27 protein-coding genes and 1 tRNA gene are annotated in these 26,829 nt (G+C 71.2%); 19 read left to right on the top strand and 9 right to left on the bottom strand.

Annotation, left to right across the window (positions count from 1 at the left end):
• The 6 genes from BLS56_RS25285 to BLS56_RS25255 all read left to right on the top strand — a co-directional run bounded on the left by BLS56_RS25285 (nucleotide 1) and on the right by BLS56_RS25255 (nucleotide 5,952).
• Entirely contained in the window at nucleotides 1–438 is a 438-nt protein-coding gene (locus BLS56_RS25285; protein ID WP_091455693.1) for a hypothetical protein, read from the top strand.
• Nucleotides 435–1,043 carry a hypothetical protein gene (locus BLS56_RS25280; protein ID WP_091455690.1) on the top strand — a complete coding sequence of 203 codons (609 nt, stop codon included), beginning with the start codon at nucleotides 435–437 and terminating at the stop codon, nucleotides 1,041–1,043. Before BLS56_RS25285 ends, BLS56_RS25280 begins: the two co-directional genes overlap by 4 nt.
• Entirely contained in the window at nucleotides 1,040–1,981 is a 942-nt protein-coding gene (locus tag BLS56_RS25275) for a hypothetical protein (RefSeq protein ID WP_091455689.1), read from the top strand. Before BLS56_RS25280 ends, BLS56_RS25275 begins: the two co-directional genes overlap by 4 nt.
• Entirely contained in the window at nucleotides 1,978–2,505 is a 528-nt protein-coding gene (locus tag BLS56_RS25270; protein WP_139190987.1) for a hypothetical protein, read from the top strand. The genes BLS56_RS25275 and BLS56_RS25270 overlap by 4 nt, the downstream gene beginning before the upstream one ends.
• Complete coding sequence (locus BLS56_RS25265) at nucleotides 2,505–3,485, top strand: hypothetical protein (RefSeq protein ID WP_091455683.1); 981 nt, start codon at nucleotides 2,505–2,507, stop codon at nucleotides 3,483–3,485. Before BLS56_RS25270 ends, BLS56_RS25265 begins: the two co-directional genes overlap by 1 nt.
• A gap of 181 nt (nucleotides 3,486–3,666) precedes the next feature.
• Nucleotides 3,667–5,952 carry an FtsK/SpoIIIE domain-containing protein gene (locus tag BLS56_RS25255; protein ID WP_175483035.1) on the top strand — a complete coding sequence of 762 codons (2,286 nt, stop codon included), beginning with the start codon at nucleotides 3,667–3,669 and terminating at the stop codon, nucleotides 5,950–5,952.
• Between the two features lie 306 nt (nucleotides 5,953–6,258).
• On the opposite strand, the gene BLS56_RS25250 is transcribed toward BLS56_RS25255, so the two are convergent.
• Nucleotides 6,259–6,438, bottom strand: a complete 180-nt coding sequence (locus BLS56_RS25250; protein WP_139190986.1) for a hypothetical protein — start codon at nucleotides 6,436–6,438, stop codon at nucleotides 6,259–6,261.
• 273 nt (nucleotides 6,439–6,711) lie between these two features.
• Between BLS56_RS25250 and BLS56_RS25245 the strand changes: the two genes are divergently transcribed.
• The 9 genes from BLS56_RS25245 (at nucleotide 6,712) to BLS56_RS25205 (ending at nucleotide 14,133) form a co-directional block, all read left to right on the top strand.
• Nucleotides 6,712–7,674, top strand: coding sequence for a hypothetical protein (locus tag BLS56_RS25245; protein ID WP_091455679.1), 963 nt, complete (start codon nucleotides 6,712–6,714; stop codon nucleotides 7,672–7,674).
• Between the two features lie 96 nt (nucleotides 7,675–7,770).
• Nucleotides 7,771–8,301, top strand: a complete 531-nt coding sequence (locus BLS56_RS25240) for an NUDIX domain-containing protein (RefSeq protein ID WP_091455677.1) — start codon at nucleotides 7,771–7,773, stop codon at nucleotides 8,299–8,301.
• Between the two features lie 79 nt (nucleotides 8,302–8,380).
• Nucleotides 8,381–8,944, top strand: coding sequence for a hypothetical protein (locus tag BLS56_RS25235; RefSeq protein WP_091455675.1), 564 nt, complete (start codon nucleotides 8,381–8,383; stop codon nucleotides 8,942–8,944).
• Between the two features lie 86 nt (nucleotides 8,945–9,030).
• Nucleotides 9,031–9,531 (top strand): hypothetical protein, encoded by a 501-nt coding sequence (locus BLS56_RS25230; RefSeq protein WP_091455672.1) that lies wholly within the window; start codon nucleotides 9,031–9,033, stop codon nucleotides 9,529–9,531.
• Nucleotides 9,528–10,064, top strand: coding sequence for an AAA family ATPase (locus BLS56_RS25225; protein ID WP_091455671.1), 537 nt, complete (start codon nucleotides 9,528–9,530; stop codon nucleotides 10,062–10,064). The genes BLS56_RS25230 and BLS56_RS25225 overlap by 4 nt, the downstream gene beginning before the upstream one ends.
• The gene (locus BLS56_RS25220) at nucleotides 10,061–10,381 is read left to right on the top strand and encodes a hypothetical protein (RefSeq protein WP_091455668.1); all 321 of its coding nucleotides are present in this window, start codon (nucleotides 10,061–10,063) and stop codon (nucleotides 10,379–10,381) included. Before BLS56_RS25225 ends, BLS56_RS25220 begins: the two co-directional genes overlap by 4 nt.
• On the top strand, nucleotides 10,378–12,597 hold the full coding sequence (locus BLS56_RS25215) for a DUF3631 domain-containing protein (protein WP_091455666.1): 2,220 nt from the start codon (nucleotides 10,378–10,380) through the stop codon (nucleotides 12,595–12,597). The genes BLS56_RS25220 and BLS56_RS25215 overlap by 4 nt, the downstream gene beginning before the upstream one ends.
• 8 nt (nucleotides 12,598–12,605) lie before the next feature.
• On the top strand, nucleotides 12,606–12,833 hold the full coding sequence (locus tag BLS56_RS25210) for a helix-turn-helix domain-containing protein (RefSeq protein WP_228771915.1): 228 nt from the start codon (nucleotides 12,606–12,608) through the stop codon (nucleotides 12,831–12,833).
• A complete protein-coding gene (locus BLS56_RS25205) occupies nucleotides 12,817–14,133 on the top strand; it encodes a site-specific integrase (protein WP_091455663.1) in 1,317 nt (438 codons plus the stop codon). The genes BLS56_RS25210 and BLS56_RS25205 overlap by 17 nt, the downstream gene beginning before the upstream one ends.
• A gap of 134 nt (nucleotides 14,134–14,267) precedes the next feature.
• Here the strand turns inward: BLS56_RS25205 and BLS56_RS25200 are convergent.
• From BLS56_RS25200 to BLS56_RS25190, 3 genes are all read right to left on the bottom strand, one after another.
• A tRNA-Pro gene (locus tag BLS56_RS25200) sits at nucleotides 14,268–14,341 on the bottom strand.
• Nucleotides 14,342–14,488: 147 nt separating this feature from the next.
• Complete coding sequence (locus tag BLS56_RS25195) at nucleotides 14,489–15,640, bottom strand: sensor histidine kinase (protein WP_091455661.1); 1,152 nt, start codon at nucleotides 15,638–15,640, stop codon at nucleotides 14,489–14,491.
• A gap of 808 nt (nucleotides 15,641–16,448) precedes the next feature.
• Nucleotides 16,449–17,114: a response regulator gene (locus BLS56_RS25190; protein ID WP_091455659.1), complete on the bottom strand. Its 666-nt coding sequence runs from the start codon at nucleotides 17,112–17,114 to the stop codon at nucleotides 16,449–16,451.
• 87 nt (nucleotides 17,115–17,201) lie between these two features.
• On the opposite strand from BLS56_RS25190, the gene BLS56_RS25185 reads away from it, so the two are divergent.
• Complete coding sequence (locus BLS56_RS25185; RefSeq protein ID WP_091455656.1) at nucleotides 17,202–17,999, top strand: alpha/beta fold hydrolase; 798 nt, start codon at nucleotides 17,202–17,204, stop codon at nucleotides 17,997–17,999.
• A gap of 7 nt (nucleotides 18,000–18,006) precedes the next feature.
• Here BLS56_RS25185 and der read toward each other — a convergent pair whose 3' ends face one another.
• The 3 genes from der to cmk all read right to left on the bottom strand — a co-directional run bounded on the left by der (nucleotide 18,007) and on the right by cmk (nucleotide 20,826).
• Entirely contained in the window at nucleotides 18,007–19,413 is a 1,407-nt protein-coding gene (gene der, locus BLS56_RS25180) for a ribosome biogenesis GTPase Der (RefSeq protein ID WP_091455655.1), read from the bottom strand.
• Nucleotides 19,410–20,069: a lysophospholipid acyltransferase family protein gene (locus BLS56_RS25175; RefSeq protein WP_091455652.1), complete on the bottom strand. Its 660-nt coding sequence runs from the start codon at nucleotides 20,067–20,069 to the stop codon at nucleotides 19,410–19,412. The genes der and BLS56_RS25175 overlap by 4 nt, the downstream gene beginning before the upstream one ends.
• Nucleotides 20,070–20,139: 70 nt before the next feature.
• Complete coding sequence (gene cmk, locus BLS56_RS25170; protein ID WP_228771924.1) at nucleotides 20,140–20,826, bottom strand: (d)CMP kinase; 687 nt, start codon at nucleotides 20,824–20,826, stop codon at nucleotides 20,140–20,142.
• Nucleotides 20,827–20,967: 141 nt separating this feature from the next.
• On the opposite strand from cmk, the gene BLS56_RS25165 reads away from it, so the two are divergent.
• A complete protein-coding gene (locus BLS56_RS25165; protein ID WP_091455648.1) occupies nucleotides 20,968–22,131 on the top strand; it encodes a winged helix DNA-binding domain-containing protein in 1,164 nt (387 codons plus the stop codon).
• Between the two features lie 83 nt (nucleotides 22,132–22,214).
• Nucleotides 22,215–23,048, top strand: coding sequence for an oxidoreductase (locus tag BLS56_RS25160; RefSeq protein ID WP_091455645.1), 834 nt, complete (start codon nucleotides 22,215–22,217; stop codon nucleotides 23,046–23,048).
• A gap of 169 nt (nucleotides 23,049–23,217) precedes the next feature.
• On the opposite strand, the gene BLS56_RS25155 is transcribed toward BLS56_RS25160, so the two are convergent.
• Both BLS56_RS25155 and BLS56_RS25150 read right to left on the bottom strand, forming a co-directional pair.
• On the bottom strand, nucleotides 23,218–24,489 hold the full coding sequence (locus BLS56_RS25155; RefSeq protein ID WP_228771914.1) for an MFS transporter: 1,272 nt from the start codon (nucleotides 24,487–24,489) through the stop codon (nucleotides 23,218–23,220).
• 344 nt (nucleotides 24,490–24,833) lie between these two features.
• Nucleotides 24,834–25,655: a lipase family protein gene (locus tag BLS56_RS25150; protein WP_091455643.1), complete on the bottom strand. Its 822-nt coding sequence runs from the start codon at nucleotides 25,653–25,655 to the stop codon at nucleotides 24,834–24,836.
• Between the two features lie 306 nt (nucleotides 25,656–25,961).
• Here BLS56_RS25150 and BLS56_RS25145 point away from each other — a divergent pair, with 306 nt between their 5' ends.
• Complete coding sequence (locus tag BLS56_RS25145) at nucleotides 25,962–26,798, top strand: peptidoglycan-binding domain-containing protein (RefSeq protein WP_091455640.1); 837 nt, start codon at nucleotides 25,962–25,964, stop codon at nucleotides 26,796–26,798.
• Nucleotides 26,799–26,829 lie beyond the last annotated feature (31 nt).

Raw genomic sequence — 26,829 nt, 5'->3', positions numbered from 1 at the left:
ATGGTATCGACCGAGGGTTTCACCCACAGCGCGACGCCGGACACCACCGTGTCCGGTCTGCTGGTGGCGCTGGCGCGCCACCTCGACACCCACCGCGAGCTGCCCGAACTGACGAGCGCGACCGTCGTCAGGTACGCGACGCCGTCGCGGGTGCAGGCCCAGCTCGACTCCGACACGCGGCTGCCCAAGGTCGCCGCCGGGCTGTTGTCCTGGGCGGGCACCCTGGCCGAGGCCGCCGCGTTCGCGTGGCGGACGGACTACTCGACGCACCTGGAGGTCACCGGGCGGCTGCCCGAGGGCGCTGAGGTGCTGGTCTACACCGGTGTCGACACCGGTGTGCTGCCCGACCTGGCGGTGGGCGCCCGGGTGCCGCTGCCCTGGGCCACGCTGCACGCCTGGGCCGCCCTGCCCGCGTCCTCGCGCGGGGGTGCGGCATGAGCACCGGCGACGACCCGATGCGGGTGGTGTACCGGGACCGGGCGCACCTGATCGCCCTGCTGGCGACGGTGTTCCCGGCCCGGGTGGAGACCGACCCGGCCCCCGACCGGGCGGACTGCTCCGCAGTGGTGGTGCTGGAGCTGCCGACCGGGCAGGTGTCCTGGCACGTCCACGACGAGGACCTGAGCACCGCCCTGTTCGGGCACCTGCCGATGTCCTGGGACACCGCCAGCTGGGACGGGCACAGCGTCGCGGACAAGCACGCCCGGATCACCGCGCAGATCACTGCGGTGACCGGCCCGGACACGGCGGCGTCGCTGTGTCTGACCGCCCGGTGCGGGACCTGCGAGACCCCGCTGTCCTGGGCGCGCGACGAGCACCCGGCGCACTTCCCCACCCCTGGGCACCTGATCGCCCTGGCACGCACCTGGGGATGGCAGCGCAACACCGTCGCCGGGGGCTGGACGTGTGACCTGTGCGTGGCCCGCGCGACCTGCGCCGAGCACGGGCACAAGACCGATCCCGAGCTGCCGACCTACCCGTGGTGCGTGCGTTGCGGCGACCGCATCCGCCCGGCTGCCGGGCAGGGTGGGGGTGCGGCATGAGCGCCACGACGACGGTGATCAGCGCCGCGCATTTCCCGACGCCGGATCTCGCGGTGCGGGCCGGGGTCGACGTGCGGCGGGTGCGTGGGTTCGCGCACGAGCAGGCCACGGCCGCGCGGGACATCCACGGGTGGCTGTCGGACTCGGGTCTGGGTCGCTCGGTCGGCGAGCGGACGGCGGCGGTGAAGACCGCCTACGCCCAGGCGGTGACCTGGCGCTACCGGCTGGCCCAGGCCGGGGCGATCGTCGGGGGTGTGGGCGCGGTCGACGGCGGCGACGCCGAGCGGTTCCGCACCCCGATCACCGACACCGCCCCGAATGTGGACCGGATCGGCCCGGTCGGACGGTTCCGCGACGGGTCGGCCTGGGACCCTGATGCCCGCGCCTACCTTGGCGGCACGGAGACCCCGGCCAGCCTGGTCACCGCCGCCTACGGGCGGGCAGCCCTGGCCAGGTTCGAGGCCGAAGCACCCGAGGCGGACGTGCTCGACAACCTCGTGCGCCTGCCCTTCCACAGCCGCCCGGTGTTCGGCAACCGGCTCCTGCGCGGCGCCGCTGCCGTGGTAGCGGGGCGGGGGCTGGCCGAGCGGGTCGCTGCCCGTGGTCTGGACGCGTCCCGGATGGAGATCGGTGGTGACCCGGTCTACGTCGTGACCGCAGCCGCGGCCGACCGCGATCGTATCCGGGCCAACATGTTCGCCCTGCTCGCCGACCACCACATCGACCTGTCGACCTGGTGGCAGGCGGTCTACCTCGCCTACCAAGCCCCGATGTGCAAGAAGGGCAGCGACGCGGTCAACAGGGTGTTCCTGGCCGCTGTCGCCGCCTGGCGGCTCGACCACTGCCCGACCATCCCGCAGGACGTCGACCTGCGTGCCATGGTCCTCGGGCAGAGCGCCGCGACCACGCTCCCGCACGTGTGTGGGAGGGCGGCATGAGCAAGAAAGCGCCTGCGGGCGGGATGAGCGAGCAGGACGTGCAGCGGTTCGCGTTGGCCTATCACGAGGCCGCGCACGCGGTGGTGCACGCGATGTTCGGCGGTCACGTGGTGGACGTGCGGATCAGCCGCGGCTGGTTCTCCGGTTGCTACAAGGGCAGGGCGCGGATCACCGGTGAGGTGGTCCCGACCGAGGAAGCGGCGCACCTGCTGGCCGGTGGGATCGCGATGGCCCGCTGGCTGGAGGACAACACCGACATGAGCGCTTCCGCTGCGCGGCGCAAGGGGCGCGAGTCCGCGCAGGGTGACCTGAGCGACCTCAAGGCGTTGCGACGCAAGTACAAGGACGACGCCCCGACCGAGAAGGCCGCGCAACGGTTCGCCGAGGAACTGGTGAACCGCCACTGGTCGCGGATCAGCGCGGTCGCCGAACGGCTCGCGGCCAAAGGCCGGTTGTCCGGGGCCGACGTGCGTCGTCTCGCGGGCGCTCCCGCAGTCAAGAAGACCAGGAAGGGGGCCGCGTGATGGACACGGAACACAAGCACAGCAGGGCCTCGCGTGTGGACAGGTTGGCGGCCGAGGCAGCGGACGCGGCGCGGGTGCGGGCGTTGACCACGGACCCGGATGTGATCGCGTTGCGGGTGGAGAAGGTCCGAGCGCAGGTGGATGGGTTGGTGTGGGCGGGAATCCTGTTGGGGTTGGCGTTCACGATGGTCAACGTGCAGCAGTTCGCCGCCGGAGCCGCGGTGGCGTGGTCGCTGGCCTGGTGCGCGGCGTGGCTGCTGGACCCGATGGTGTCGCTGGTGCTGATCGCGGTGTTGCGGGCCGAGCAGGTGACCGCCCGGTGGCAGGTGCCGGAGACCGGGCCGTGGGCGAGCAGGACGAAGTGGTTCGCGTTCGCCGCCACGTACACGATGAACACCTGGGAGTCCTGGGCGCATGTGGACCCTGCGGGGATCGTGCTGCATTCGGTGCCCCCGATCCTGGTGCTCGCGGCGGCGGAGGCGGGGCCGTATCTGCGGGACCGGCTGACCGAAGCGGTGCTGGTGGCCGCCGTCCGTGACGCAGGCACCACCGCCACGGCGGTGACGCAACCGGTTCCCCAGCAGGGCATCGCCGCCCCCGGGCAGGCGGCGGACACCACGGCCGACCCCGCCGGGTCCGGTGCTGCGGGCGCGGTCGTGGGCGGGTCTGCTCCCGTTCAGGAATCCAAGGCCGTCCCGGTTCGTGAACGGCGTCCTGCGGCGCGCACGGCCGCCCGCAAGGGCAAGCCGGTGAACGCCCGGGTGCCCGCCCGCCGCAAGCTGCTGGCCGACTACGTGGCCGAAGCCCGTGCCGCCTACGGGCCGGGGGTGAACGTGACCCCGGCGTGGGTGCGGGAGGTCACCGACTGCTCGCGTGGGCTGTCCACCAAGGTCGCCCACCAACTACGCGTTGACCTCGACACCGCAGCCCACGACACCACACCCCTAGGCCTGGCCGAAGACGACAGGAGGGCCGCGTGATGGCCGGGGCCTATTGCCGGTACTGCGGTCACCGTTGCTTCGTCTGGCGGGTGCTGCCGGGCCGTTCATGGTCGGGCCACATGGCCACCTGCCCAGGCGGCATGGCCCACGACCGCCGCGCGATCGGCCACGACCACACCACGGCGGTCAACCCACTACTAGGAAAGGAGGTGCGCACGCCATGAACGCCGACGCGAGCAACCAGCCCGATCCCGTGAACAGCGCCGATGACGCGTTCGTGAACGGTCAGGGCAACGCAGCCGGGCCGGGGGAGATCGGCGGGCGAGTGATCCCGCTGCGCCCCGGCACCCGATCCGCCGACAGCGTTCACCGCGCGTCGGAGATCGGTTGGGGCACGCAGGTCGAGCCGGTTCCGGTGAACGGTGAAGTCCTGTCCCCGGGCGAGTCCGCGGAGTTGGACCGGCGCCTGCCCAACGGGCCGGTGCGCGACGCGGGACCGGTGCGGCTGCTCCCGGCGGTGCGGGGCGCGGTGACCGCGGTGACGAAGGCAGCGCACAACCCCAAGACGATGGTGGTGATCAGGGTGACGGTGTTGACGTTGCAGGGTGGCAAGTCGTGGGCGCTGCGGGCCTATGACGCGGGCACGATGGGCGTGTACCGCCGCCAGATCCGGGCGGCGGAGGCCGCGGGGGACATGGAGGGCCTGCGGGACTGGACCGAGCGCCGGGAGGCGGCGATCGTGGCCCGGCACCAGCGGTTCATGGATCTGCCGAAACTGGCGTTCGGTGTGGTGAAGGTGGTCATCGGGTCGCTGGTCGGGCTGATCGTGACCATCGTCGTGGTCGCGGCGGTGGTGCACGTGTCCGGGGCGGGCACGTTCGCCGGGGTGGTCGACGGGGTGCTGGACTTCGTGCGGTTCATGGTCTGGCTGGTCACCGCCGCGTGGACCCCGGTGCTGCTCGGAGCGCCGCTGGCGGTGCTCTACGGGGCCTACCGGGAGGGGCGGCGTCGGGGGACCGCGCCGCGGTGGTTGGCCACCTCCGCTGAGTCCGATGTGGACTTGATGATCGATGAGACCACGGTCGCCGCCGCGCTCGCGGCGTTGCGGATTCCGCAGGTCACCCAGTACCTCAAGGGTGGGTCGCCGTTGCAGTACCTGACTCCGTTGCGGGTGGACGGTCGCGGCACGCACTGCGTGATCCGACTGCCTGCCGGGGTGACCGCGGACAAGGTCGCCCGCCGTCGCGCCGACCTGGCCGCCGGGTTGCACCGGTTGGCCAAGGAGGTCTACCCGTCGACCGGCAGCGAGGAAGGCATCCTGGATCTGTGGATCGCGGACAAGGGCGCGCTGGCCGCGGGGGCGGGGGAGTACCCGCTGCTGGAAGAGGGCCTGGTGGACGTGTTCAAGGGCGTCCCGTTCGGACGGTCGCTGCGGGGTGAGCCGATCCTCGCCCCGGTGATGGAGCGCAACACGATCGTCGGTGGGATGCCTGGTCAGGGCAAGTCGTCCGGGGCGCGGGTCATCATGGCCGGTGCCGCGCTGGACCCGACCGCGGAGCTGCGGATCTGGGTTCCCGACGCGAACTTCGACTTCGAGGTGTTCAAGCCGCGGTGCTCCCGCTACGTGATGGGCGCCGAGGACGAGCGGATCGGCGAGATCCTGGAGCAGTTGCGTGAGCTGCACGCCGAGGTGCAGCACCGCGGCGCGATCCTGGTCGAGCACGAGGAACCGCAGGTCAACCGCAAGCTGGCTTCCGCCGGGATCGGGCTGCACCCGCTGTTCTGCCTGCTGGAAGAGGCCCACGTCGCCATCCAGCACCCCGAGTACGGCACGGAGATCGCGAAACTGCTGGTCGACATCGTCCGGTTGGGCCGCAAGCGCGGAATCCACGTGATCGTGTCCACTCAGGCTCCGACCAAGGACAGCATGCCCAGGGACGTGACCCGCAACTGCTCCAACGGGATCGCGTTCGCCGTGGGCGACCACGTCGCCAACGACGCCCTGCTCGGACAGGGGGCCTACGCCGCCGGGCACCGCGCCACCGAGTTGATCCCGGGCACCGACCGGGGCACCGCGGTGGTCAAGGGCTTCGCCGGGGAATCCCGGTCGCAGCTCGCACAGGCGTACTTCCTGTCCGTGGCCAAGGGAAACGACCAGGTCACCCCGATCATCGAGCGGGCACTGGCCGCGATCCGCGCGACCGGTCGTGTCCCCGGTGCCGACCGGCCCGCGCCACAGGGCGAGACCAACCGTGACCTGCTCGAAGACCTCGACACGGTGCTGGGCGACGACCCGGTCCGCGCCGCGGACGTGCCCGCCCTGCTGTCCCGTCTCGCCCCCGGATGGGCGCCCTACCGCACCCTGACCGGCAAGGCGCTGGTCGCCGAACTCGCAGCCCAGGGCGTCAAAGTGCCCTCCACCGGCAACAAGTACCCCGTCGACCCGGTCACCGTGCGTGAGGCCCTGGCCAAGCGTGCCACCGCCGACCTCGACGGCGACGACTGAACCCGGACACCACCGAAGTTAGGTCGGGCCGCCCACCCGACACGGCCGAAAACACTCCCGACCAGCGGGTTCCACGGCCCGACCTAACTCGGTTCACCACCTAACTTTCCCCAGCTCACCACCCGAATCGCACACCTAACCCCGGAAGTTAGGAACCTAACTCGATCCCGGCGACCTAACTCGACCGCCGAACCGCTTCCAGTCCACAAGCGACACCCGCCCCAGGTGCCCGCCACGGCACCCCCAACCCACCCCGCGACTACTCAATGTAATCATCGGAAGGGGATGTGACACGTTATGTGCCGTTCACATCGACGTTGCCCCGGCAGCGGCACGGCTCGCCACAGAGCCCTCAACTCCGCGAACAAGCAGGTCCAACGAGCCCGCAAAGCCCTGGGCGCTGCCCGCGACCACGGCGACACCGCCGCCGTCGAAGCCGCCGAGCAGCGACTGGCCGCCGCGAAGCAGCACGTGGCCGAGGTTCACGCCCGACACCCCAAGCCAGAGGGGGGACACGACACCGCCGACACCCGGCAGTCCCAGAACGACACCACACGGTCCAAGCAGGACCAGCCCGCCGCCAAACGGTCCCGGTCCGGTGCCAAGCGGTCCCGGCAGGCCAAACCCGATCCCAAGCGGCCCCAGCCCAGCACCACACGGGCCAAGCCAGATGCCAAACAGTCTGGTGCCAAGCAGTCCGAGTCCGCTCCCACGCGGTCACAGCAGGACCGGTCCGATGCCGGGAAGGGCGCTGCCAAGGTGAAGCGCCCCGAGGACGACAAGCCCCGCAGTGACAAGAGCCGCCCCGACATGCGCCGGGAAGGGGACACGACAGGCCGCGCAAGTTCGCGCGTGGCCGACGTCGACCACACCGCCGGGAAACCCGCCGAACCCGCTGGTGGCACGCCCGGCCGCCCCAGGCGCGACGAGCCCGGACCGCGCACCACCGACAACACCCCTTCCGGTGGCGTCCGCGTCCCCACCACGGCCGAGGCCGACCCCACCAGCAGCACCGACGACACCGGTAGCAGTCGGCGACGCGCTGAGCACGTCGAGACCACCCGCAGCGGCGGCACCGGCCGGAGCAGCGAGAACAACGCCGGACCCGTCACCGGACACGGCGGTGGGGTTCACAGCGGGGACACGACAGACCGACAGGACACCGAGCAGGCCGAACACACCCGCAGCGGCGGGACCGGCCGAATCAGCGGGAACAACAACATCGTCATCACCGGAGACCGCCGCGAAGTCCGGATCGGGGACACGACAGACCAGGGCGCCGCGCGCACCGGGAACACCCGCAGCGGCGACACCGGCGACGTCAGCGGCACCGGCAACATCACCATCGACGGCACCGGCCGAGTCAGCGGAGACACCCACGGCTCGGTCCACATCGGACCGGACGGTTCGATCCACATCGGCCGCACCGGGACCGCAGACCCGAGCGGGGACACGACATACGCCCGAGTGGCCCGCGAAGCGCAACGGCTGGCACGAGAAGCGCGACGGGCGGCACGGGAAGCGCATCGGTCCACCTGGGCGGCGGCCCGGTCGGCCGCCCAGGGCCACGCACCCGGCCAGGAAAACGCACCCGGGCAGGACGTGGTCGGTGACGGGAACGTCACCGTCACCGACCAGGCAGGCGACATCGTCGGCGACCACAACATCAACCTCACCGGCAGCGGCGGCGAAGTCTGGGTCAACGGCCGCCGCATCCGATGACCACCGCGCCCGCTGCTCAACGCGGGGACACGACATCCCCTGTCCTAGTGCCCGTCCCGGCACAACGCCACCCACCATCCACAGGAGACAGAACCGATGGACAACACATCCCACACGCGGGTCGGTGAGTCGGTGGTGATCACCGCTGACACCGTCGTCATCGGCCACCGGGACGCAGTCGCGCACGTGTTGCTCGTGCGCCGCGCCCACGCCCCCTACGCGGGCCGCTGGGCACTGCCCGGGGGCCATGTCGACGGCCCCGGCGAACCGTTCGACACCGCCGCGCGCCGGGAGCTGCGGGAGGAAACCGGGCTCGACGTTCCGCCGGAGGCCGTGCACCGCGTCGCCGTCTACGACTGGGCCACCCCCACCCGCCGCTACCTCACCGTCGCCCACTGCGTCCACCTGGCCACCACCCCGGCGGTGCGGGGCGGAGACGACGCCGACGCCGCCCACTGGGAACCGCTGATCACCGCCGTGCACCTGCCGTTGGCCTTCGACCACAACCTGATCCTCGCCGATGCCCTGCGCTGGCTCGGAATCCCCGGAATCCCCACCGCAGACGGCGACCGCACAGGCGTCATCCGCGCGGCCTGGCCCACCCACCCCACCCCCACCGCCGACTAGCCGCCGGGCGGCGCGGGGACACGACACCCCCTTTCCCCGCGCCGCCTTCCTTCCCGCTGTCACACGAGAGGCGATTCTCTTGCCTACCCTCTACGGCCTCCTGACCGCCGTCCTGGCCCTGCTCGGCGCACTCGGTGGCGCGTGGCTCACCAGCCGCGCCCACGCCGCCCACGCCCGCACCCACGCCGCCCTGCAATTCACCTCCACCCAGGTGCAAACCGTGATCAAGGCAGCGGCCCAGCTGCTCACGATCCTCGACCGGCACCGCAGCAACATGGAATACCTGGAGGAATCACGCGGCAACAACCCCGATGAGCAGCAGCACTGGCAACGGGAAGTCGAGTCCAGCCGCGACGCCATGAACGAACCGCTCCTGCTCGTGTGCTGCCTCATGCCAGGGGTCGCCCACACCGCCGAGGCAGCCGTCACCGCTGCCTACGCCATGCACAACACCGGCACGCACAGCACCGACACGACCAAAGCCGGAACCCTCGAACACGCCACCCTCGCAGCCAAAACAGCAGCCAACACCTACAAAAACGCCGTCATAGCCACGGTGCACAGCCTGCGCGTCGGCGACAGCCCGGTCCCCCTCGTCACCGAGGCCCAGCCCGAAGCATCCACCAGCACCCCCATCGACTAGCCGCAGGGGCGGCGCGGGGACACGACACCCTTTTGCCCCCGCGCCTCCCTTTGCCAGCAACCGAAGCTCCACAGGAGACAGTGCCCATGAGCAGCCAGTGGCCCGACCCCACCGACCCGCACGCAATCCGCGCCCACCTCGACGCCCACCGAGCCTCACCGGTCGCGGTCCGGTCCTGGGCAGGCCGGATGGTGACCGACCGCGCCGACCACGGCCCGGTTCCCCCGCTGGGCGGCCCAGCCTGGCAGGCGCTGCCCGACACCGACCCCCGCAAGCTCCACTCCGCGCTGATCGCCGCCGTGGCCTGGGTGGACGAGAACACCCCCGCCGCGATCAGCGCCCGCGTGTGGGCCGAGCAGGTCGCCGTCGAGCGCGCCACCCTCGACAGGCTCAAGGACGCCGCCCGAGACGCCCACACCGCGATGCACCGGCACGGCGGGTTCCAGTCCTGGATCAGCCACGCCGAACTCACCCGCCGCCGCACCACGTTCACCACCGACCCGCGCACCCCCGAACAGATCCGCGCCGCCGCGTACACGTCCTGGGGCCTGCGCCCCACCACTGAGAACCACACGAGGGCAGCATGATCACCCTGGCACTGCCGGACCCGTGCGTGGTCGTGATGCTCGGTGCCCCAGGAGCGGGCAAGACCACCCTGTCCGCCCGCCTGACCGCCGCTCACCCGAACGCCGCTGTGTTGTCCTATGCGGACTGCCGCCGGGAACTGACCGGCGACGAGACCGACCAGACGGTCAACGAGCAAGTGAAGGCGCTGATCCGGGGGCGGCTGGCCGCCCGGTGCGCCAGCGGGCTGACGACGGTGGTCGACGGCACCCACACCCTGCCCCACCGCCGCACCTGCCTGGTCGAGATTGCCGCCGCGCACGGGCTTCCCGCGGTCGCGGTGGTCCTGGACGTCGACCTGGTGGTGTGCCTGGCCAACCAGTTCCGCCGCGCCCGCCGCGAACCACCCGGGCACGTCGCCGACCTCCACACCGAACTCACCCGGCACCTGCCGCACCTGCACCGTGAGGGATTCGCCCAGATCCACATCCTGCGCGCGGTGCCCACCACGCCCGAACCCCGGCACCACCACACCATGGCGGGGAGGGCGGCATGAGCGGCTACGCCTGGACTGACCCGTACAGCGACGTCGTGCTCCTGCGCGGCGGACCACGACCCCACCGCGGGTTCTTCTACGCCGACTGGCTCGCCACCCGCGCCGCGTCCCGCCGGATGCGTTGCCCGCTGGGCGACTACGGCGGCTGGTCACGTCGCTACGCGCCCACCACCGACACCCACACCGACGAGCACGGCCGCACCACCCGCGTCTGGGAACACATCGACCCCGGTCAGTGGGGCCGCTGGGGCCGTGAATACCTCACCCCTGACGAGGAACTGCCCGCGGCGCGTTTTCGCACCGGGAGGGCGGCATGAGCATCGCGGTCACCGCCCCGCTATGGCCGGAGGACCCGTCCCCGGTCGTGGATCCGTTGCGGCCCGGAACTGTGGACCCGACTCCGGACGAGGTGGTCGCCGCGCTTTCGCCCGCCGACCGGCGGTGTCGGGTGTTGGCTTTGGTGGAGCAGGCCCACAGCATCCTGGCCGAGGCTTTGGCAGAGCACGCCGGGGGCAGGGAGATCGTCGGGGTGTGCCTGCTGTGGTCCGGTGGCAACGACTCCAACGTCCTGGCCCATCTGATGCGCTCGCACGCCACTCATGTGGTGCACGCCAACACCGGCATCGGCATCGAGCAGACCCGCAGGCACGTGCGCGAGACCGCCGCCGCGTGGGGGCTGCCGTTGATCGAGAAACACCCCCCACCCGGAAGCACCTACCGCGACTACGTCCTCAAGCACGGATTTCCCGGGCCGGGCCAGCACTACCGCATGTACCAGCGCCTCAAGGAACGCGCCCTGCGCCAGGCACGGGCCGAGCTGGTCGGCAACGGCCACCGCCAGCGGGTGGTGTTCCTCGCCGGGCGCCGCCGCGCGGAGTCCGCCCGCCGCGCCGGGCAAGGCGACCGGCCCCCGATCCCGTTGCACGAGCGCGAGGACTCGGTCATCTGGGTCTCCCCGATCGCGATGTGGACCAAGCTCGACCTGAACACCTACCGGTCCATGCACCCCGACGTGCCCCACAACGAGGTCTGCGACCACCTGCACATGTCCGGCGAATGCCTCTGCGGGTCCTTCGCCAAGCCCGGCGAACTCGACCAGATCCGGGACTTCTACCCCGACACCGCAACCCAGATCGACACCCTCGCCGCCGAAGCCCGCGCCGCAGGCGTGCCCGAACCCCGATGCCGCTGGGGCTGGGGAGCAACCCGTGGCAGCCCGGTCCCCGCCGATCAGCCCCTCGGGCGGCTGTGCACCTCCTGCACCGCCCCCCAACTCGCCATCCTGCCCGGCCCGGAACCAGGAGACACCATGACCGCGCCCACCCCCAACCCACCCGCTGCCACCACCGAGCAGGCGAACCGGGACCGCTCGCCCACGCCTTTGCGAGCAGTCCCGGACCCGACACCTAGCACTCTGGACGGGGCCGTGGTGCTCGATTCCGTGCGGGACTTCGTGTCGCGGTTCAGCGCGTTCCCTTCAGAGCACTGCGCGCCCATGCTCGCGCTTTGGTACGCGCACACGTGGGTCGCCGACGCCTTTTACATCACGCCCCGGCTGATCCTGTCCTCACCTGAGCCGGGGTCGGGCAAGACGCGTGTGTTGGAGATCGCGCAGCACCTCACCAAGGAACCGGAGATGACCGCGGGCGGTTCGGCAGCCGCGCTGGTTCGGATGGTGGCGGCCGGGCCGATCACGGTCCTGATGGACGAGGTGGATGCCATTTTCGGCGCGGGCGGCTCTGGCAACGAGGAAGTCCGCCAGATGCTCAACCTCGGGTACAAGCGCAGCGCGACAGTGCCGAAGACGAAAGGGGACCCGGGGACCGGGTTCACCGTGGAACGTCTCCCGATTTTCGCGCCTACGGCGTTGGCGGGGCTCGCAGGGCGGATGCCCGACACGATCACCACCCGCGCCATCACCATTCACCTGCGTAGGCGTCGCCAGGACGAACACGTGGAGGCGTACCGGGAATCGAAGGTCATTCGGCAGTCCGAACCGATTCGCGAAGCGCTGAGTACCTGGTTGAACGGAATGGGGGACAGGCTGGTCGAAGCCGAACCCGAGATGCCGCCCGGTGTTGACGATCGACCAGCCGAAATCTGGGAACCGCTCCTGGCCATCGCCGAACTGGCGGGTGGGCACTGGCCGACCACGGCGCGAGCCGCGTGCAGCCACTTCGTGTTCGGCCAGAAGACCACGCCCTCACTCGGCGTTCGCCTGCTGTCCGACCTGCGCGACTTGTTCGCTGCGGAACGCACCGACCGAATGCACACCAGCGACATCCTGGCACGCCTGCGCGCGATCGAGGACTCGCCATGGCCCGACCTGGGTGGCAAACCGCTCGACGCGCAGCGGCTCGCCAAAGAAATGAGCCTCTACCAGGTTGCGCCAATGACCTTCAAGCACAACAACACCAACGCGAAAGGCTACGTCACTTTCCCCACGGACACCCAGGTCACCCAGGTTGGCCTGGCGGACGCGTGGGCGCGTTATCTGCCCGTCAACACCGATCAGTCGAGTTCCGGAAACTAGGGGGACTGGTGAGCGACGCAAACACGGTCATCGAACTGACCAAATACCTCTACAAGGTTCCCGAGGCAATGAGGTTGCTGTCCCTCGGGCGCAGCACCTTCTACGAGCAGATGAGGGCCGGACGGATCAAGTTCGTCAAGCAGGGCAACGCCACCCTCATTCCGGCGTCCGCGATCCGGGCCTACGTCGCGTTGTTGGAGAAGGAAGCGGAGGTGCACTATGACAAAACGGCGTAGCCGCGGGGACGGCGGTCTGCACTGGGACGAGAAGCGCCAACGGTGGATCGCCACCGCGACCATCGGATACAACGCCAAGGGCAAGCGGATCACCCGCAAGGCCAGCGGTAGGACCAAGACCGAGGCCAAGGACAAGCTCAAGGAAATCCTCCGCGACCTTGACGACGGGTTGGCCATCGCGCCGCACGGCTACACCGTCACGGAGGCCGTGACCACGTGGCTGAAATACGGACTTCGTGGGCGCGATCCGGAGACGGTGAAGAACTACCGCTACCAGGTCGAAGGGCACATCATCCCGAACTTGGGAGCCCGGAAGCTGCGAGAGCTGTCCGCCGACGAGGTGGACGAGTTCTTCACCGAGTTGTCCCTGACCTTGTCCACGCGGACGCTGCGGTTGATCTACTCGATCCTGAACCGCTCGGTGCGGATGGCGCAGGCCCGGGACAAGGTCAAGCGCAACGTCGTGGCGTTGTGCGACGTACCGCCCGGCCAGGACGGGCGCCCGTCGAAAGCCCTCACACTGGAACAGGTCGAGGCGGTACTGGACGCGTCCGAGAGCACGCCCATGCACGCCTACATCGTGCTGTCGCTGCTGATCGGCGCGCGGACCGAGGAACTGCGCGCACTGGTCTGGGACGAGGTGGACCTCATCGGCAAGCCGGACGCCGAACCGGTCGTGTTGCCGTCGATCTCGGTGTTGCGGTCGGTGCGCCGTGACGGCGACACCAAGACCAGCAAGTCACGACGGACGTTGGCCATGCCGACGCGGTGCGTCGACGCGCTCAAGGCGCACTGCGTGCACCAGGACGCCCGACGCAAGCTCGCGGGCAACCGCTGGCAGGAACACGGCCTGGTGTTCGCCTCCGAGGTAGGTACCCCGCTGGACTCCCACAACGTCCGGCGCGCGTTCCGACGCGTGCTCAAGGCCGCGGGGCTCGACCCGAAGGACTGGACACCCCGGGAAATGCGGCACAGCTTCGTGTCGGTGCTGTCCGCTTCCGGCGTGCGGATCGAGGACATCGCGCGACTGGTGGGCCACAGCGGCACAGCGGTCACCGAGACGGTCTACCGCCACCAGATCGTCCCCGTCATGGTCGAAGCCGCCACCGCGATGGACGACATCTTCCCGACAGACCGCACGGACAAGCGCCTCGCGGCATGGCGAAGCCTCACCGAGGAACAGCAGGAGGCCATGCGCGTACTCGCCCGGACCATGCCAGAGCGGTTCGCAGCGCTGGTGCCGGACGAGGGCGACAGCGATCCCGGACCGGGAGCCGAGAGCGAACCGGGGGCCGCGTAGCCACCCACAGTCACCCAGTTAGTCACTCAGGTCCACAAACGGTCCACACGAGACACACGAGCAAGATCCACACGACCAACGAAAAAGGGCCGCTGACCAGGCAATACGCCTGTGTCAACGGCCCTTTTTTGCCGTCGGGCTGACAGGATTTGAACCTGCGACCCCTTGACCCCCAGTCAAGTGCGCTACCAAACTGCGCCACAGCCCGGCCGCATCCGCTCTCGCGGGTGCTTGGGAAGTTTAGCGTACGGGGTTGGGTGGGGTTGCGGCGGGGGAGAGGTGCGGGGACCCGCCGCGTGGGAGTCCCCGCACTTTCCCCCAGAGTGCGCCGCTCCCCGATAGTGGCGCTTGGCGACTATGACCGGGTGGGGAGGGGGGTGCTACCGCCGGAAGTCGGGTGGGATGGGTCGACTTTGGGTGGGAGTTCGGCGATCACCTGGTAGCCGCCGTCGGGGAGGGGGGTGGCTTGGAAGGTGCCGCCCGCGGTGTGGACGCGTTCGGTCAGGCCTTCGAGGCCGGTGCCGCTTCCGTCGGTGTTCGGGGGGTGGGTGGGGGGTGCGGCGTTGACGACCATGACGCGGACTCGGGTGGGGGTTTGGGTGAGGGTGACCTTGATGGGGGCGCCGGGGGCGTGTTTCAGGGCGTTGGTGAGAGCTTCCTGGACCACTCGGTAGATCGCGCGGCTCACGGCGGGGGACGTCTGGATCTCGTCGTGGTCGCCGGTGGCGGAGACGGTGACGCCCGCGCTGCGGGCTCGGTTGAGCAGGTCGGGGATGTCGGCCAGGCCGTGGAGGGTGTGCTGGTCGACGGTGACCAGGCCGAGGGCGGTCCGCATTTCGGCCAGGGACTGTTTGGCGAGTTCGCGGAGGCGTTCGGCGGTTTCCTTGGCCTGGGGGTCTTTCGTCGTGGCGGCGAGGGCGGCGGACTGGACGGCGATCAAGGTGGCGTTGTGGCCGACGGCGTCGTGGATTTCCCTGGCTATGCGGGCGCGTTCGTCGGCTCGGGCGCGGTCTGAGCGGGCTTCCAGCTCGGCTTTGCGGGCTCGGCGGACTTCGGCGAGGCTTTCGGCCAGTTCGCCGCGGAGTCTGACCAGGACGCCCATGGCCGCGGGGCCGCCGACGCCGACCAGGGTGAACAGCAGGCTCATGATGCGGTCGGCGATGGCCAGGTCCGCGGTGAGGTGCAGCGGCAGCACCACCACCAGCGAGGTGCCGACCACCCAGGCGACGGCGTCGCGCACCCGCCGGGACGCCCGGCCGACGCGGTACAGGGCGACGATCGCCGGGGGCAGGCCAAGGCCGCCCGCGAGGGCCGGGACGCAGATCAGCAGCGCCAGCCTCGGCCACCGCAGCCGCAGCGGAAGCGCCAGGCACGCGATGACCGCCGTGGGGAAGGCGAACGCGTACTTCGTGGGATGCGACAGCAGCACGGTTCCCAGCGGGACCCCCACGGCCAGCAGTTCGATGGCGACCACGGTGACGGGGCGCGGGATGCGCGAGAACGTCATGGGCGCGGTCCCGTTGCCTGGAGTCGGTGCGGCTCGTGCCGGTGATCGGCGGCACTCGGGTGTGGGGCGTGGTGACCCGGTCGGTGGCGGCTGATCAGCTGACGGGCGGCTCGTGCGGAGCCGCGGCGGCGGACCCTGCCCTGGGGCGACGGCGGTGCGGCGGCATCGCGGCCAGGGCGGAAATGACCAGCGTGCGCGCGGGATCGCGCCGCGGTGGCGCGAGCGAGGCCGGGTCGGTGGGCGGGCACGGTCGCTGGTGGCGGTGCGAGGGCTGGATGGGGTGGCGCGGCGACCGTGTGAAAGGGGTGCGGCGCGCAGGGTGTGTCCGCGATCGGCATTGACGGGTGGGCCGGGTTGTGGCGGGGCGTTGCCCAGACGGCTGCGGGGCGGTGCTGGCCTTGGGACATGCGGGATGTGGTTTTGGGCGGGCGGGCGGGGGCACGGCGAGCAGGCGTGGCCAGAGCCGGGCGGCGTGGGTGCCGGAGCGTCGTGGATGTGGTGCGGGGTGGCCGCGCCGAGTGGGAGCGGAGGGACGTCCTGCGTGGAACTGGCGGCCCGGCCAGGCGGGGGTTGGTTGTGGGTGCGTCGGGGGTGGGGTGGGGGAGCCGATCGAGACCGGCGGGGCGTGCTGGTGTGGCGGTGGGCTGGCGGTGTGGCGCGGGCGTGGGCTGGGTGGGGTGAACGGGGGCGGGATCGGTGGGGAGTGGAGTTGGGGCGGTCGGCTGTGGGAGGGGCTGACGCGCTGTTGAGGGTGCGGCGGTGGACCAGCGGGGGGACTGGTCGGAAGCTGGGCGGTGGAGCGGGGGGCTCATGGCCTGCCTCCCGCGGCCGTGTCCACGCCGTGGAGGAGGAGGGCGGCCTGGACTCGGTTGTGGACGCCTAGCTTGGTCAGCAGGGTCGACACGTAGCTCTTCACCGTGGCTTCGGTGATGCCCAGCGCCTGGGCGATGTTCGCGTTGGGGCGGCCGTCGGCCAGGAGGCCGAGGACCTGGCGCTCGCGGCCGCTGAGGGAGGCGATGGCCTGGGCCCGGTGCAGGGCCACGCCCGCGCCGCGCAGGCGGGGGAGCAGGCGGGCGGTGATGCGGGGGTCGAGGACCGCGCCGCCCGCGGCCAGGTCGAGGACGGCGCGGACGAGCATCTCGGGTTCGGCGTCCTTGAGGAGGAAGCCCTGGGCGCCCAGTTCCAGCGCCTGGGCGATGTAGTCGTCCAGGTCGAAGGTGGTCAGCACCGCCGTGACGGGGGCGTCGGGCATGGTCGACAGGACGCGCAGGGCCGCCAGGCCGTCCATGCCGGGCATCTGGACGTCCAGGAGCAGCACCTCGGGCCGGTGTCTGCGGACGGCGTCGACCGCCCCCGCGCCGTCGACGGCCTCGGCGACGACCTGGATTCGGCCGCTCGCCTGGAGGAGGACCCCCAGACCGTGGCGGAGAAGAGGTTCGTCGTCGGCCAGCACGACCCGCACGGCCCGTTCCATCGCCCCGACCTCCCGGCTGCCCCCGCGCCCTGGGGATTCAGCCTAACCTTGGCTTGCCAGTACGCATCCCGGACAGGAGAAACTCACGTGCCGATCGCCGAACTGGGTGACCGCAACCTGCATTATGTTCGCCGCGGCCACGGTGCGCCGCTCCTGCTCATCCAAGGGATGGCCGCCCACCACCTCATCTGGGGAGAGCCGTTCCTGTCCCTGCTCCAGCGTGACTTCGACATCGTCGCGTTCAACCACCGGGGCATCGGCGACAGCGACCGGGTGGACGACCCGTTCACTGTGGCCGAGTTGGCCGAGGACGCGGCGGCGGTCATCACCGCCGTGGGCTGGGACGACGCGCACGTGCTGGGGATCTCGCTTGGCGGGATGGTCGCCCAGGAACTCGCCTTGGCGCACCCGGACCGGGTCCGCACGCTGACCCTGGGCTGCACCTACGCCGGTCCCGACGGCGGCTCCCTCGACGCGCCCGGGCCGCTGCGCATGATGGCCGCCATGAACAGCGGCGACATCCGCAAGTCCCTGCGCGCGGGCTATGAGGTGAATCTCTCACCCGCGTTCCGGGCGGACGAGGCCGAGTTCGAGCGGTTCGTGGACATCACCCTGTCCGAGCGGGTCCCCGGGCCGGTGATCCAGCTCCAACTCCAGGCCGCCATCGCCCACGACGCCGTGCGCGGGCTGCGCGACCTCGCCGTGCCGACGCTGGTCGTGCACGGCACCGAGGACGAGATGATCACCCCGAAGAACGGCGCGCACATCGCCGAACTGGTGCCCGGCGCGCGCCTGGAGATGCTCGACGGGGTGGGGCACCTGTTCTGGTGGGAGCGGCCGACGGAGAGCGCCGCGCTGCTGCGGCAGCACGCCTTGGGCCGCTGAGCCCGGACTACTTGCGGGGCTTCTTCTCCCGCACCCGCACCGAGATCCGCACCGGGCTGCCCACGAAGCCGAACTCCTCGCGGAACTTGCGCTCGACGAACCGGCGGTAACCGGCCTCGAGGAAGCCGCTGGTGAACAGCACGATCGTCGGCGGCCGGGTCTGCGCCTGGGTGGCGAACAGGATCTTGGGCTGCTTGCCGCCGCGAACCGGCGGCGGGGTGGCGGCGACCAGGTCCGACAGCCAGGAGTTGAGCTGGCCGGTGGACACCCGCTTGTCCCACGAGTCCAGCGCGGTGCGCAGGGCCGGGGCCAGCTTGCGCACCGACCGCCCGGTCAGCGCCGAGACGTTGACCCGCTCCGCCCACGGCACCCGGACCAGGCCGCGGTCGAGTTCCTTGTCGAGCTGGTGGCGGCGTTCCTCGTCCACCAGGTCCCACTTGTTGAACGCGAGCACGCACGCGCGGCCGGAGTCGACCACCATCGACAGCACCCGCAGGTCCTGCTCGGCGATCGGCTCGGCCGCGTCGAGCAGCACGATCGCGACCTCGGCCGACTCGATGGCCGCCTTGGTGCGCAGCGACGCGTAGTACTCCGTGCCGCTGGCGAAGTTGACCCGCTTGCGCAGGCCCGCGGTGTCCACGAACCGCCACACCTGCCCGTCCAGCTCGACCAGCGAGTCGACCGGGTCGACGGTGGTGCCCGCGACCGAGTCGACCACGGCGCGGTTCTCGCCGGTGAGCCGGTTGAGGAGGCTGGACTTGCCCACGTTGGGCTTGCCGACCAGCGCGACCCGGCGGGGGCCGCCGGTGGGGCCGAAGTTCTCCTTCGGCGTCTCGGGCAGGGCGGCGAGGATGGCGTCGAGCAGGTCGCCGGAGTTGCGCCCGTGCAGGGCGCTGACCGGGAACGGCTCGCCCAGGCCCAGCGACCACAGCGCCGCGGTGTCGGCGAGCAGCCGCTCGTCGTCGACCTTGTTGGCGACCAGGATCACCGGCTTCTTCGACCGGCGCAGGACCTTCGCGACGGCCTCGTCGGTGCTGGTGGCGCCGACGGTGGCGTCCACGACGACCACCACGGCGTCGGCGTGGGTCATCGCGTACTCGGCCTGCGCGGCGATGGCGCCCGGCAGGCCTTCCAGCCCCGGCTCCCAGCCGCCGGTGTCGAGCACGGTGAAGCGGCGGCCGCTCCACAGCGCGTCGTAGGCGACCCGGTCCCGGGTGACGCCGGGGATGTCCTGCACGACCGCTTCGCGGCGGCCCAGGATGCGGTTGACCAGGGTCGACTTGCCGACGTTGGGGCGGCCGACAACGGCGAGGACCGGCTGCGGGGCGTTGCCCCCGTCGCCGTCCTCGCCGAACTCGTCGGCGACCGCGGCCCAGTCGGATTCGTCGGACCAGGTGCCATCCAGCTCTGTCATGACTCCGCTTTCGTGTGCGGCGCGCGCCGCTCGTCGAGTTCGTGCACCAGGTCGGCGAGGCGGACCCGGATCTGTTCTGTTGCCTCGGCCAGGCCGGTGCGGCCGCGCCCGACCGACAGGGCGAACGGCTCGCCGACCAGCAGGTCGACCACCGGCCGGAACCGGCGCCCGGCGCCGTCGGGCCGCCGCGTGCCGCGGGTGGCGACCGGCAGCACCACCGCGCCCGAGCTGCGCACCAGCCATGCCGCGCCCTGCTCGGCCGCGCTGACGTCGCCCGCGCCGCGGGTGCCCTCGGGGAACACCCCGACCAGCCCGCCCGCGCGCAGCACGGCCACGGCGGTGAGCAGCGGCTTGCGGTCCGGCTCGCCGCGGCGGACGGGGATCTGGCCGATGCCGCTCAGCCCGCGTCCCGCGATGCCGCGGAACAGCTCCTGCTTCACCAGGAACACCGAGCGGCGCGGCAGCATTCCGAAGATGAGCTGCGGTTCGAGCATCGAGCTGTGGTTGGCGACCAGCACGACCGGGCCGCCGCGCGGCACGCGCTGCAGACCGTCGACCCGCAGCCGGAACGCCGGGCGGAAGACCCAGCGGCCGATGGCCCGCGCGGTGTCGTGCAGCCAGGGGATCGCACCCTGGGGAAGCTCGCCGGTCGTCATCGGTCCACCTCGCAGGTTCGGTGGCCCCGCGAGCCGACGCACTGTGTCGATGATTCGCTCGCAAGCTCGCTCATCGGGCCGCCGCCGCGCGGTGCAGGCCGCGGTCGCGGACGATGGCGAGCAGGTGGTCCAGGACGCCGGTGATGTCGAGTTCGGTGGTGTCGACCTCGACGGCGTCCTCGGCCGGGCGCAGCGGGGAGACCGCGCGGGTCGAGTCGAGCCGGTCGCGGCGCTGCACGTCGGCCAGCGTGGCGTCCACTGTGGACTTACGGCCCTCCGCGCTGTCCTGGGCGGTGCGGCGCGCGGCGCGGGCGGCGGCGGACGCGGTCAGGTAGACCTTGAGCCCGGCGTCGGGCGCGACCACGGTGCCGATGTCGCGGCCCTCGACCACGATGCCGCCCAGCCGCGCGCCTGCCTCGTTGATGATCTGCCGCTGCCGGGCGACGAGCAGGTCGCGCACCCGGGGCACCGCCGAGACCGCCGACACCGCCAGCGTCACCCGCTGCCCCCGGATCTCGGCCGCGACGTCCTCGGCGCCCAGGTGCACGCTCGCGTGCCGCGGATCGGTGCCGATGTGCAGGTCGGCGGCCTCGGCGACGCGCAGCACCGCCGCGCTGTCCGCCGGGTCGACCCCGGCGCGCAGGACCGCGAGGGTGATCGCCCGGTACATGGCGCCGGTGTCGAGATAGCCCGCGCCGAGAGCGCCCGCGAGCCTGCGCGCCACGGTGGACTTCCCGGTGCCAGAGGGGCCGTCCATCGCGACGACACCGCGCAGCTCACCTTGTCCCACCGCGTCTGCCTCCTTGTTCGCCCGCCGCTGCCAGCGCACCATTCTGCCTGGCCGCCTCGGCGCGCCCACGGCCGGTCGACCCGAGGGCGCGGGGTTACCGTCACCCGCATGGTGGACATCGTGGGCGACTCGACCGGTTCTGGGGCCACGCGCGGCGCGGACGGGCGTGATCGCCCGCCCGCCACGCTGTCGGCGCGGGCGTTGAACCGGGCGACGCTGGCGCGGCAGCTGTTGCTGGCCCGGTCCACGATGGACGTTCCCGCCGCGGTCGAGCACCTGGTCGGGTTGCAGGCGCAGACCCCGCACACCTGGTACGTGGGGTTGTGGACGCGGCTGGCCGGGTTCGAGCCCGCGCACGCCGCCGACCCGCTGGCGTCCCGGGCGCTGGTGCGGACCGCTTTGCTGCGCTCGACCATCCACCTGGTCACCGCGCGCGACGCCCTGGCGATCCGGCCGCTGCTGGAGCCGGTGATCGAGCGCGGCCTGACCGGGGCCTTCGGCAAACGCCTGGTCGGCATCGACCGCGCCGAGCTGGTCGCGGCAGGCCGGGCCCTGCTGGACGAGCGGCCGCTGACCTTCGCCGAGCTGGGGCGGGCGCTGGCCGAGCGCTGGCCTGACCGCGACCCGGCCGCGTTGGCGCAGGCGGTTCGCGCGTGGGCGCCGCTGGTGCAGGTCACCCCGCGCGGGCTGTGGGGGCGCAGCGGGGCGGCCGCGCACACGACCGTCGAGCGGTGGCTGGGCGCGGACGTCGCCGCCGAGCCCTCGGTGACCGATCTCGTGCGCCGGTACCTCGGCGCGTTCGGGCCCGCGTCGGTGCGCGACGCGCAGACCTGGTCGGGGCTGACGAGGCTGGCGGAGGTGTTCGAGGAGATGCGGCCCGCGCTGGTGGTGTTCCGGGACACCGAAGGACGTGAGCTGTTCGACCTGCCCGACGCGCCGCGGCCGGACGAGGACACGCCCGCGCCGCCGCGGCTGCTCTACGACTTCGACAACCTCCTGCTCTCCCACGCCGACCGGAGCCGTGTGATCACCGACCGGCACCGGGCGCAGGACTTCGCCCCGCACGGCCCGCAGCCCAGGTCGGTGCTGCTTGACGGCGTCACCGCCGGGGTGTGGACGACGGAAATCGGCAAGGAGCGGGCGGTGCTGACCGTGCGCTGCTTCGACCCGGTTTCCGGCGCGCACGAGGAGGCGCTGGCTGCCGAGGCACGGGACCTGCTGCGGTTCCTGGTGGGCGACTCGGTGGCGCGTGAGGTGCGGATTGCGGGCTAGTTGCCGAGGTCGCACCGAGATGGTGGACGCAGTTGATCAGAGCGGCCAAGGTGTGGGCACAGGTTTCTGGAAGGGAGACGAGGGTGTCCGCAGGGGAACGGGTGTGGCTGATCACGGGCTGCTCGGCGGGATTCGGTCGCGAGCTGGCGGTGGCCGCGCTGGCGGCCGGGGACCGTGTCATGGCCACGGCGCGGCGGCCGGAGCAGCTGGCCGACCTGGTGGAGAAGTGGGGCGACCAGGTGCGCACCACCGCCTTGGACGTGACCGACGAGGCCGCGGTCGACGCGGCTGTGCGGTTGACGCTGTCGGAGTTCGGGCGGATCGACGTCCTGGTCAACAACGCGGGCCACGGGTCGGTGGGCGCGGTCGAGGAGATGACGCTCGGCGAGTTGCGGGCGTTGATGGAGGTCATGTTCTTCGGGGCGGTCGCGCTCACCAAGGCCGTGGTGCCGCACCTGCGGGCGCGGCGCAGCGGGTGGATCGTGCAGATCAGCTCGATGGGCGGGCAGGTGAGCGCGCCGGGATTCGGGGCCTACTGCTCGACGAAGTTCGCGCTGGAGGGGATCTCGGAGGCGCTCGCGGATGAGCTCAAGCCGTTCGGGGTGGGGGTGCTGATCGTTCAGCCGGGTGCGTTCCGGACCGAGTTCGGTGGCTCGCGGATGCAGCGGTCGGTTGAGATCGAGGATTACCGGGATTCCTCTGGGGCGACTCGGGCGTTCGTGGATGAGATGGACGGGAGTCAGCCTGGGGACCCGGTGAAGGCCGCCGCGGCGATTCTGGATGTGCTCGACGCTGAGGAGCCGCCGTTGCGGCTCGCGTTGGGGCAGGACGCGGTGGATGGCATTCGGGGGCGGCAGGAGCAGCGGCTGGCTGAGCTTGAGCGGTGGGAGGGTGTGAGTCTTTCCACGCTCTTGTGAGGTGGCTGCTGGTTGTGGGTTGGCTCGATGGGGTGGAGTGGTTTCTTCGGGCCCCTACGAAGGAACACTCCACCCCGTCGAGCACCTGGCAGGGTCAGGTGCGGTTGGCAGGATGGCTGGTTCGCGGTCCCGCCCTATTGAGCACCTGGCAGCGCTTTGCTTTGGTGGGTTAGGCGGGGACCAGGGGTTTCTCGGCTGGGGTCGGGATCGTGGTTGTGGCTGTTGTGGCTGGGGCTTTGGACGACAGCCGTCGGAAGTGGGTGGCGGCGGCCGCGGTCGCGGTGAGGGCGATGGCGCCTGCTAGGACTAGGGCGGTTTGGGGGCCTGGCCATTCGCACAGCCAGCCGAGCAGGGGGGCGCTGACGGCGCCCGCGGTGGCTGAGACCGCGCCGTGGGCGGCGATCACTCGGCCGCGCATGTCGCTTGCGGAGTCGAGTTGGATGCGGGTGCTCATGGTGGTGTCGATGAGGACCGCGCCCGCGGCGATGGGGAGGATGACCAGGGCGAAGGCGACCATGCCGGTGGTGAGGCCGCCGGTGACCTGGAGAACGCTGGTGATCGCTGCCGCGCCGAGCAGCACGGGGATGCTCAGGTGGCGCATTCTGGCCGCGATGATGCCGCCGATGACGGTGCCCACCGCGAACACCGCGGACAGAAGGCCGTAGCCTGCGGGGCCGGAGCCGAGTGGGCCCTGGGTCATCGCGGCCATGGTGACCTGGTAGTTGCGGCCGAGGCCGGAGAGCACGAAGCCGAGTGCGAACAGGGTGAGCAGCCGCGTGCGGCCGCGGAGGTAGCCGAAGCCCGCTCGCACGCCTGCCCGGTCGGGGGTGGACAGGGGCAGTGGGATCAGTTCGTCGGTGCGGATGGCGCGGACCGTGGCCAGGACGGCCAGGAAGCTTGCCGCGTTGACCAGGAACAGCGACGGTTCGCCGATGGTGGCCGCGAGCACGCCCGCCAGGCTCATGCCCAGCACCCGGCCGGTCGAGTTGATGATCGAGCCGAGCGCCAGGGCGTTGCCGAGGTCGCTGGGGGGCACCACCTCGCCCGCGAACCGGCCGAGGGCTGGGCCCTCGAAAGTGGTGACGACGCCCGCGATCGCGGTGAGCGCGTAGATGAGGGCCAAGGTGCCGTCGGTCGCCACGACCAACGCGAGCAGCACCGCCAGCGCCACGTGGATCGTCTGGCCGAGGGTGATGATCCGCCGGGCGGGGAACCGGTCGGCGAGGGCGCCTGCCCACGGTCCGAGCAGGATGCCGGGCAGGGTGCTCAGCAGGATCGAGATCCCGAGCGAGGTCGCTGAGCCGGTTCGCGCGAGCACCACCCAGTTCAGGCCGAGCACCTGCATCCACGACCCGGTGACCGACACGAGGTCGGCCGTCGCCCAGAGTCGGTAGTTGCGGTGCGCGAGCGCGCGAAGGGCAGGCGGCATGGTTCGCCGCACGGGCAAATCCTTTCGGGGGGCGACCGCGCTCGTCGGGCGAGGCCACAGTGGAATCGGCCGACATCTCCGGCCCGGAAGCACGCTACCCACTGCTCCGCGCTTCAAACCAGCGTCACTGTGTGTGGCGATGCCTACAGGCGCGGATGTAACGCTTCTCCGGCGCTATCCCGATGATGACCGGCCTTGTTGCCCTTGACCTGCGGATTCTCTGCCGTGTCAGCTCCATGAACCCGGTTCGGGTTTCAGAATGTGGAATTACTGTGCGTTGTGGTCACGCTTCACGCTCACTGGGCGCACGGTCTTCGCGTGCGAATTTGTCCGCGGCGGCCAAAGTGGACCGGTGATCAGGAAAGGTTCTTCTCCAGCGCGCTGATGTACTGCTTCATCAGGTGGTCGCGGACGCCGTCGCTGGCGGGCGAGAACATGTCGGCGGTGAACCCCTTGACACGGTCGGCCGCGGCGGAGAGCAGCGGCATTCTGTCGCGCAGCTTCCCGGAGGCGTCGATGTAGTGCAGCGTGGCGGTGTGGTGGTAGGCCGGTTCCGGCGGCACCTGCGGCACGATGTCGTTGTTGTTCACGAACCGGTGGGTCCGGCCGCGGAACGCCTTGTCGTGAGCTTGGGCGAGGACGCGGTCGCAGACGCGGGGCTGGCCGAAGGTGTAGACGCCGTCGGCGAGCAGGTTGGGCTCCTCCAGGTGCAGGCGCAGCGCCGCGAGCAGCGCCAGCGCGGCGCCCAGGCTGTGGCCGGTGAACCACACGGTCTGCTCGTTGTCCTGGAACTCGGTGACGGCGTCGCGCACCCGAGGGTAGACCGAGTCCAGCGCCTCGCCGAAGCCGTAGTGGACCAAGCCGGTCTTTCCTGGCCCCGGCCACGGGGGAGTGGTGGCGTCGGAGAGCCAGTCGCGGATCTGCGCGGGCTCGGTGCCGCGGAACGCGGTGATGACCATGCGGTCGCTGCCCATGGTGTAGGCCTGCGTGTGCTCCAGCGGGAACGGCGGCGAGAACGTCGTCTCGTGGTGGCGGACCCGGTCGAATCCCCACTCCGCGGCCTTGGCCTCGATCTCTTCCCGGCTTCGGTAGGCCAATGCCGCGGCGTGCGCCATCCAGCACGCGTGCCGGAGGCTGTAACCCGTGGCCGACTGGTCGACCGTCGACATGGAAGTCATTTTTCTCGCCTTTCGGATCGGTGGCCGCCCTCCATCCGAATCTACGACTTTCCGCTTATCCGGCCGGCGTCAATTGATTCCATCGAGCCGAGTTCACCCGAAAAGGGAAAAAGTGATCGCCGAGTGTGATGCCGATGTGGCGAGAGTCCACGCGGCCAGTCGGCTGGCCTGCTAGGCGCGGGTCCGGGCGTCCGGAGCCTGAACGTCACGCGAGTTTCTGCCAAACCGCGGGCGGAAAGGGTTGATCTTTCTTGTCAGGTGATCGTCGTCGCGGTTCACTGAGGAGTCCTACGAGGGGGAGGAACCATGGTCAAGCCGTTCACCCGGATCGCCGTCGCCCTTGCGGTGGTTTCCGCCGCCGTCTTCGGCGTGCCCGCGGCCGCGGACGTCACCGCGCTGCCGACAGTCGACATGGAGGCGGTGCTCAAGGCCGCGCAGATCGACCCGCGGCGCGCCGACAGCGCGATCACCCCGGGCAGCGGGCCCAGCGTGCGGCTGGTGGAGCGGGCGCTGTCGGCCAAGGGGCTGCTGGCCGCGTCCTACGTCGACGGCCACTTCGGCACCAGGACCATCGACGCCTACGCCGCGTACCAGCGCTCGCTCGGCTACACCGGCATCGACGCCTCCGGGCTGCCGGGCCAGACCTCGCTGCGGCAGTTGGGCGACCAGCGCTACACGGTGGTGCGGCCGGTGTCGGCCGGGAGCAAGGTGACCTACCACGGCGCGCTGATGAACAGCCGCACCAAGGCGATGCTGGTCGAGGCCGAGCGCCTGTTCGGCGCCCAGGTCGGGGTCACCCAGGGCTCGTACAACCCCGGCGGCACCCCAGCGTCGGCGGGCACCCACGACGGCGGCGGCGCCATCGACCTGTCCGTGTCCGGGATGACGGCCACGACCCGGACGAACCTGGCCAGGTCCCTGCGCCGGGTCGGCTTCGCCGCCTGGGTCCGCACCCCGGCCCAGGGCGACTGGGGCTACCACATCCACGCCGTCGCCATCGCCGACCCGGACCAGTCAACCGGGGCCTACCACCAGTCCGGCGACTACTACCTCGGGTTCAACGGCCTGGCCAACCGCGGCCCCGACGACGGCCCCTCGGTCAGCCCCAAGGTGACCTGGGAGGAATACCAGCGCGCCAACTAGCCGTCGGGGGCGGGCACGCGGTCGCCGCCCG

It is taken from the genome of Actinokineospora iranica (assembly GCF_900101685.1).
Classification (GTDB): Bacteria; Actinomycetota; Actinomycetes; order Mycobacteriales; family Pseudonocardiaceae; genus Actinokineospora; species Actinokineospora iranica.
This window is presented reverse-complemented; position numbering and strand designations above follow the sequence as displayed.

What these genes read in the sequence shown, in the direction of transcription:
- BLS56_RS25205 (WP_091455663.1), top strand. Translation starts at nt 12,817, where the DNA reads ATGACAAAACGGCGTAGCCGCGGGGACGGCGGTCTGCACTGGGACGAG.
- BLS56_RS25145 (WP_091455640.1), top strand. Translation starts at nt 25,962, where the DNA reads ATGGTCAAGCCGTTCACCCGGATCGCCGTCGCCCTTGCGGTGGTTTCC.
- BLS56_RS25195 (WP_091455661.1), bottom strand. Translation starts at nt 15,640, where the DNA reads ATGACGTTCTCGCGCATCCCGCGCCCCGTCACCGTGGTCGCCATCGAA.
- BLS56_RS25215 (WP_091455666.1), top strand. Translation starts at nt 10,378, where the DNA reads ATGAGCATCGCGGTCACCGCCCCGCTATGGCCGGAGGACCCGTCCCCG.
- BLS56_RS25275 (WP_091455689.1), top strand. Translation starts at nt 1,040, where the DNA reads ATGAGCGCCACGACGACGGTGATCAGCGCCGCGCATTTCCCGACGCCG.
- BLS56_RS25270 (WP_139190987.1), top strand. Translation starts at nt 1,978, where the DNA reads ATGAGCAAGAAAGCGCCTGCGGGCGGGATGAGCGAGCAGGACGTGCAG.
- BLS56_RS25265 (WP_091455683.1), top strand. Translation starts at nt 2,505, where the DNA reads ATGGACACGGAACACAAGCACAGCAGGGCCTCGCGTGTGGACAGGTTG.
- BLS56_RS25150 (WP_091455643.1), bottom strand. Translation starts at nt 25,655, where the DNA reads ATGACTTCCATGTCGACGGTCGACCAGTCGGCCACGGGTTACAGCCTC.
- BLS56_RS25285 (WP_091455693.1), top strand. Translation starts at nt 1, where the DNA reads ATGGTATCGACCGAGGGTTTCACCCACAGCGCGACGCCGGACACCACC.
- BLS56_RS25255 (WP_175483035.1), top strand. Translation starts at nt 3,667, where the DNA reads ATGAACGCCGACGCGAGCAACCAGCCCGATCCCGTGAACAGCGCCGAT.
- BLS56_RS25225 (WP_091455671.1), top strand. Translation starts at nt 9,528, where the DNA reads ATGATCACCCTGGCACTGCCGGACCCGTGCGTGGTCGTGATGCTCGGT.
- BLS56_RS25175 (WP_091455652.1), bottom strand. Translation starts at nt 20,069, where the DNA reads ATGACGACCGGCGAGCTTCCCCAGGGTGCGATCCCCTGGCTGCACGAC.
- BLS56_RS25220 (WP_091455668.1), top strand. Translation starts at nt 10,061, where the DNA reads ATGAGCGGCTACGCCTGGACTGACCCGTACAGCGACGTCGTGCTCCTG.
- BLS56_RS25230 (WP_091455672.1), top strand. Translation starts at nt 9,031, where the DNA reads ATGAGCAGCCAGTGGCCCGACCCCACCGACCCGCACGCAATCCGCGCC.
- BLS56_RS25190 (WP_091455659.1), bottom strand. Translation starts at nt 17,114, where the DNA reads ATGGAACGGGCCGTGCGGGTCGTGCTGGCCGACGACGAACCTCTTCTC.
- BLS56_RS25280 (WP_091455690.1), top strand. Translation starts at nt 435, where the DNA reads ATGAGCACCGGCGACGACCCGATGCGGGTGGTGTACCGGGACCGGGCG.
- der (WP_091455655.1), bottom strand. Translation starts at nt 19,413, where the DNA reads ATGACAGAGCTGGATGGCACCTGGTCCGACGAATCCGACTGGGCCGCG.
- BLS56_RS25165 (WP_091455648.1), top strand. Translation starts at nt 20,968, where the DNA reads ATGGTGGACATCGTGGGCGACTCGACCGGTTCTGGGGCCACGCGCGGC.
- cmk (WP_228771924.1), bottom strand. Translation starts at nt 20,826, where the DNA reads ATGGACGGCCCCTCTGGCACCGGGAAGTCCACCGTGGCGCGCAGGCTC.
- BLS56_RS25240 (WP_091455677.1), top strand. Translation starts at nt 7,771, where the DNA reads ATGGACAACACATCCCACACGCGGGTCGGTGAGTCGGTGGTGATCACC.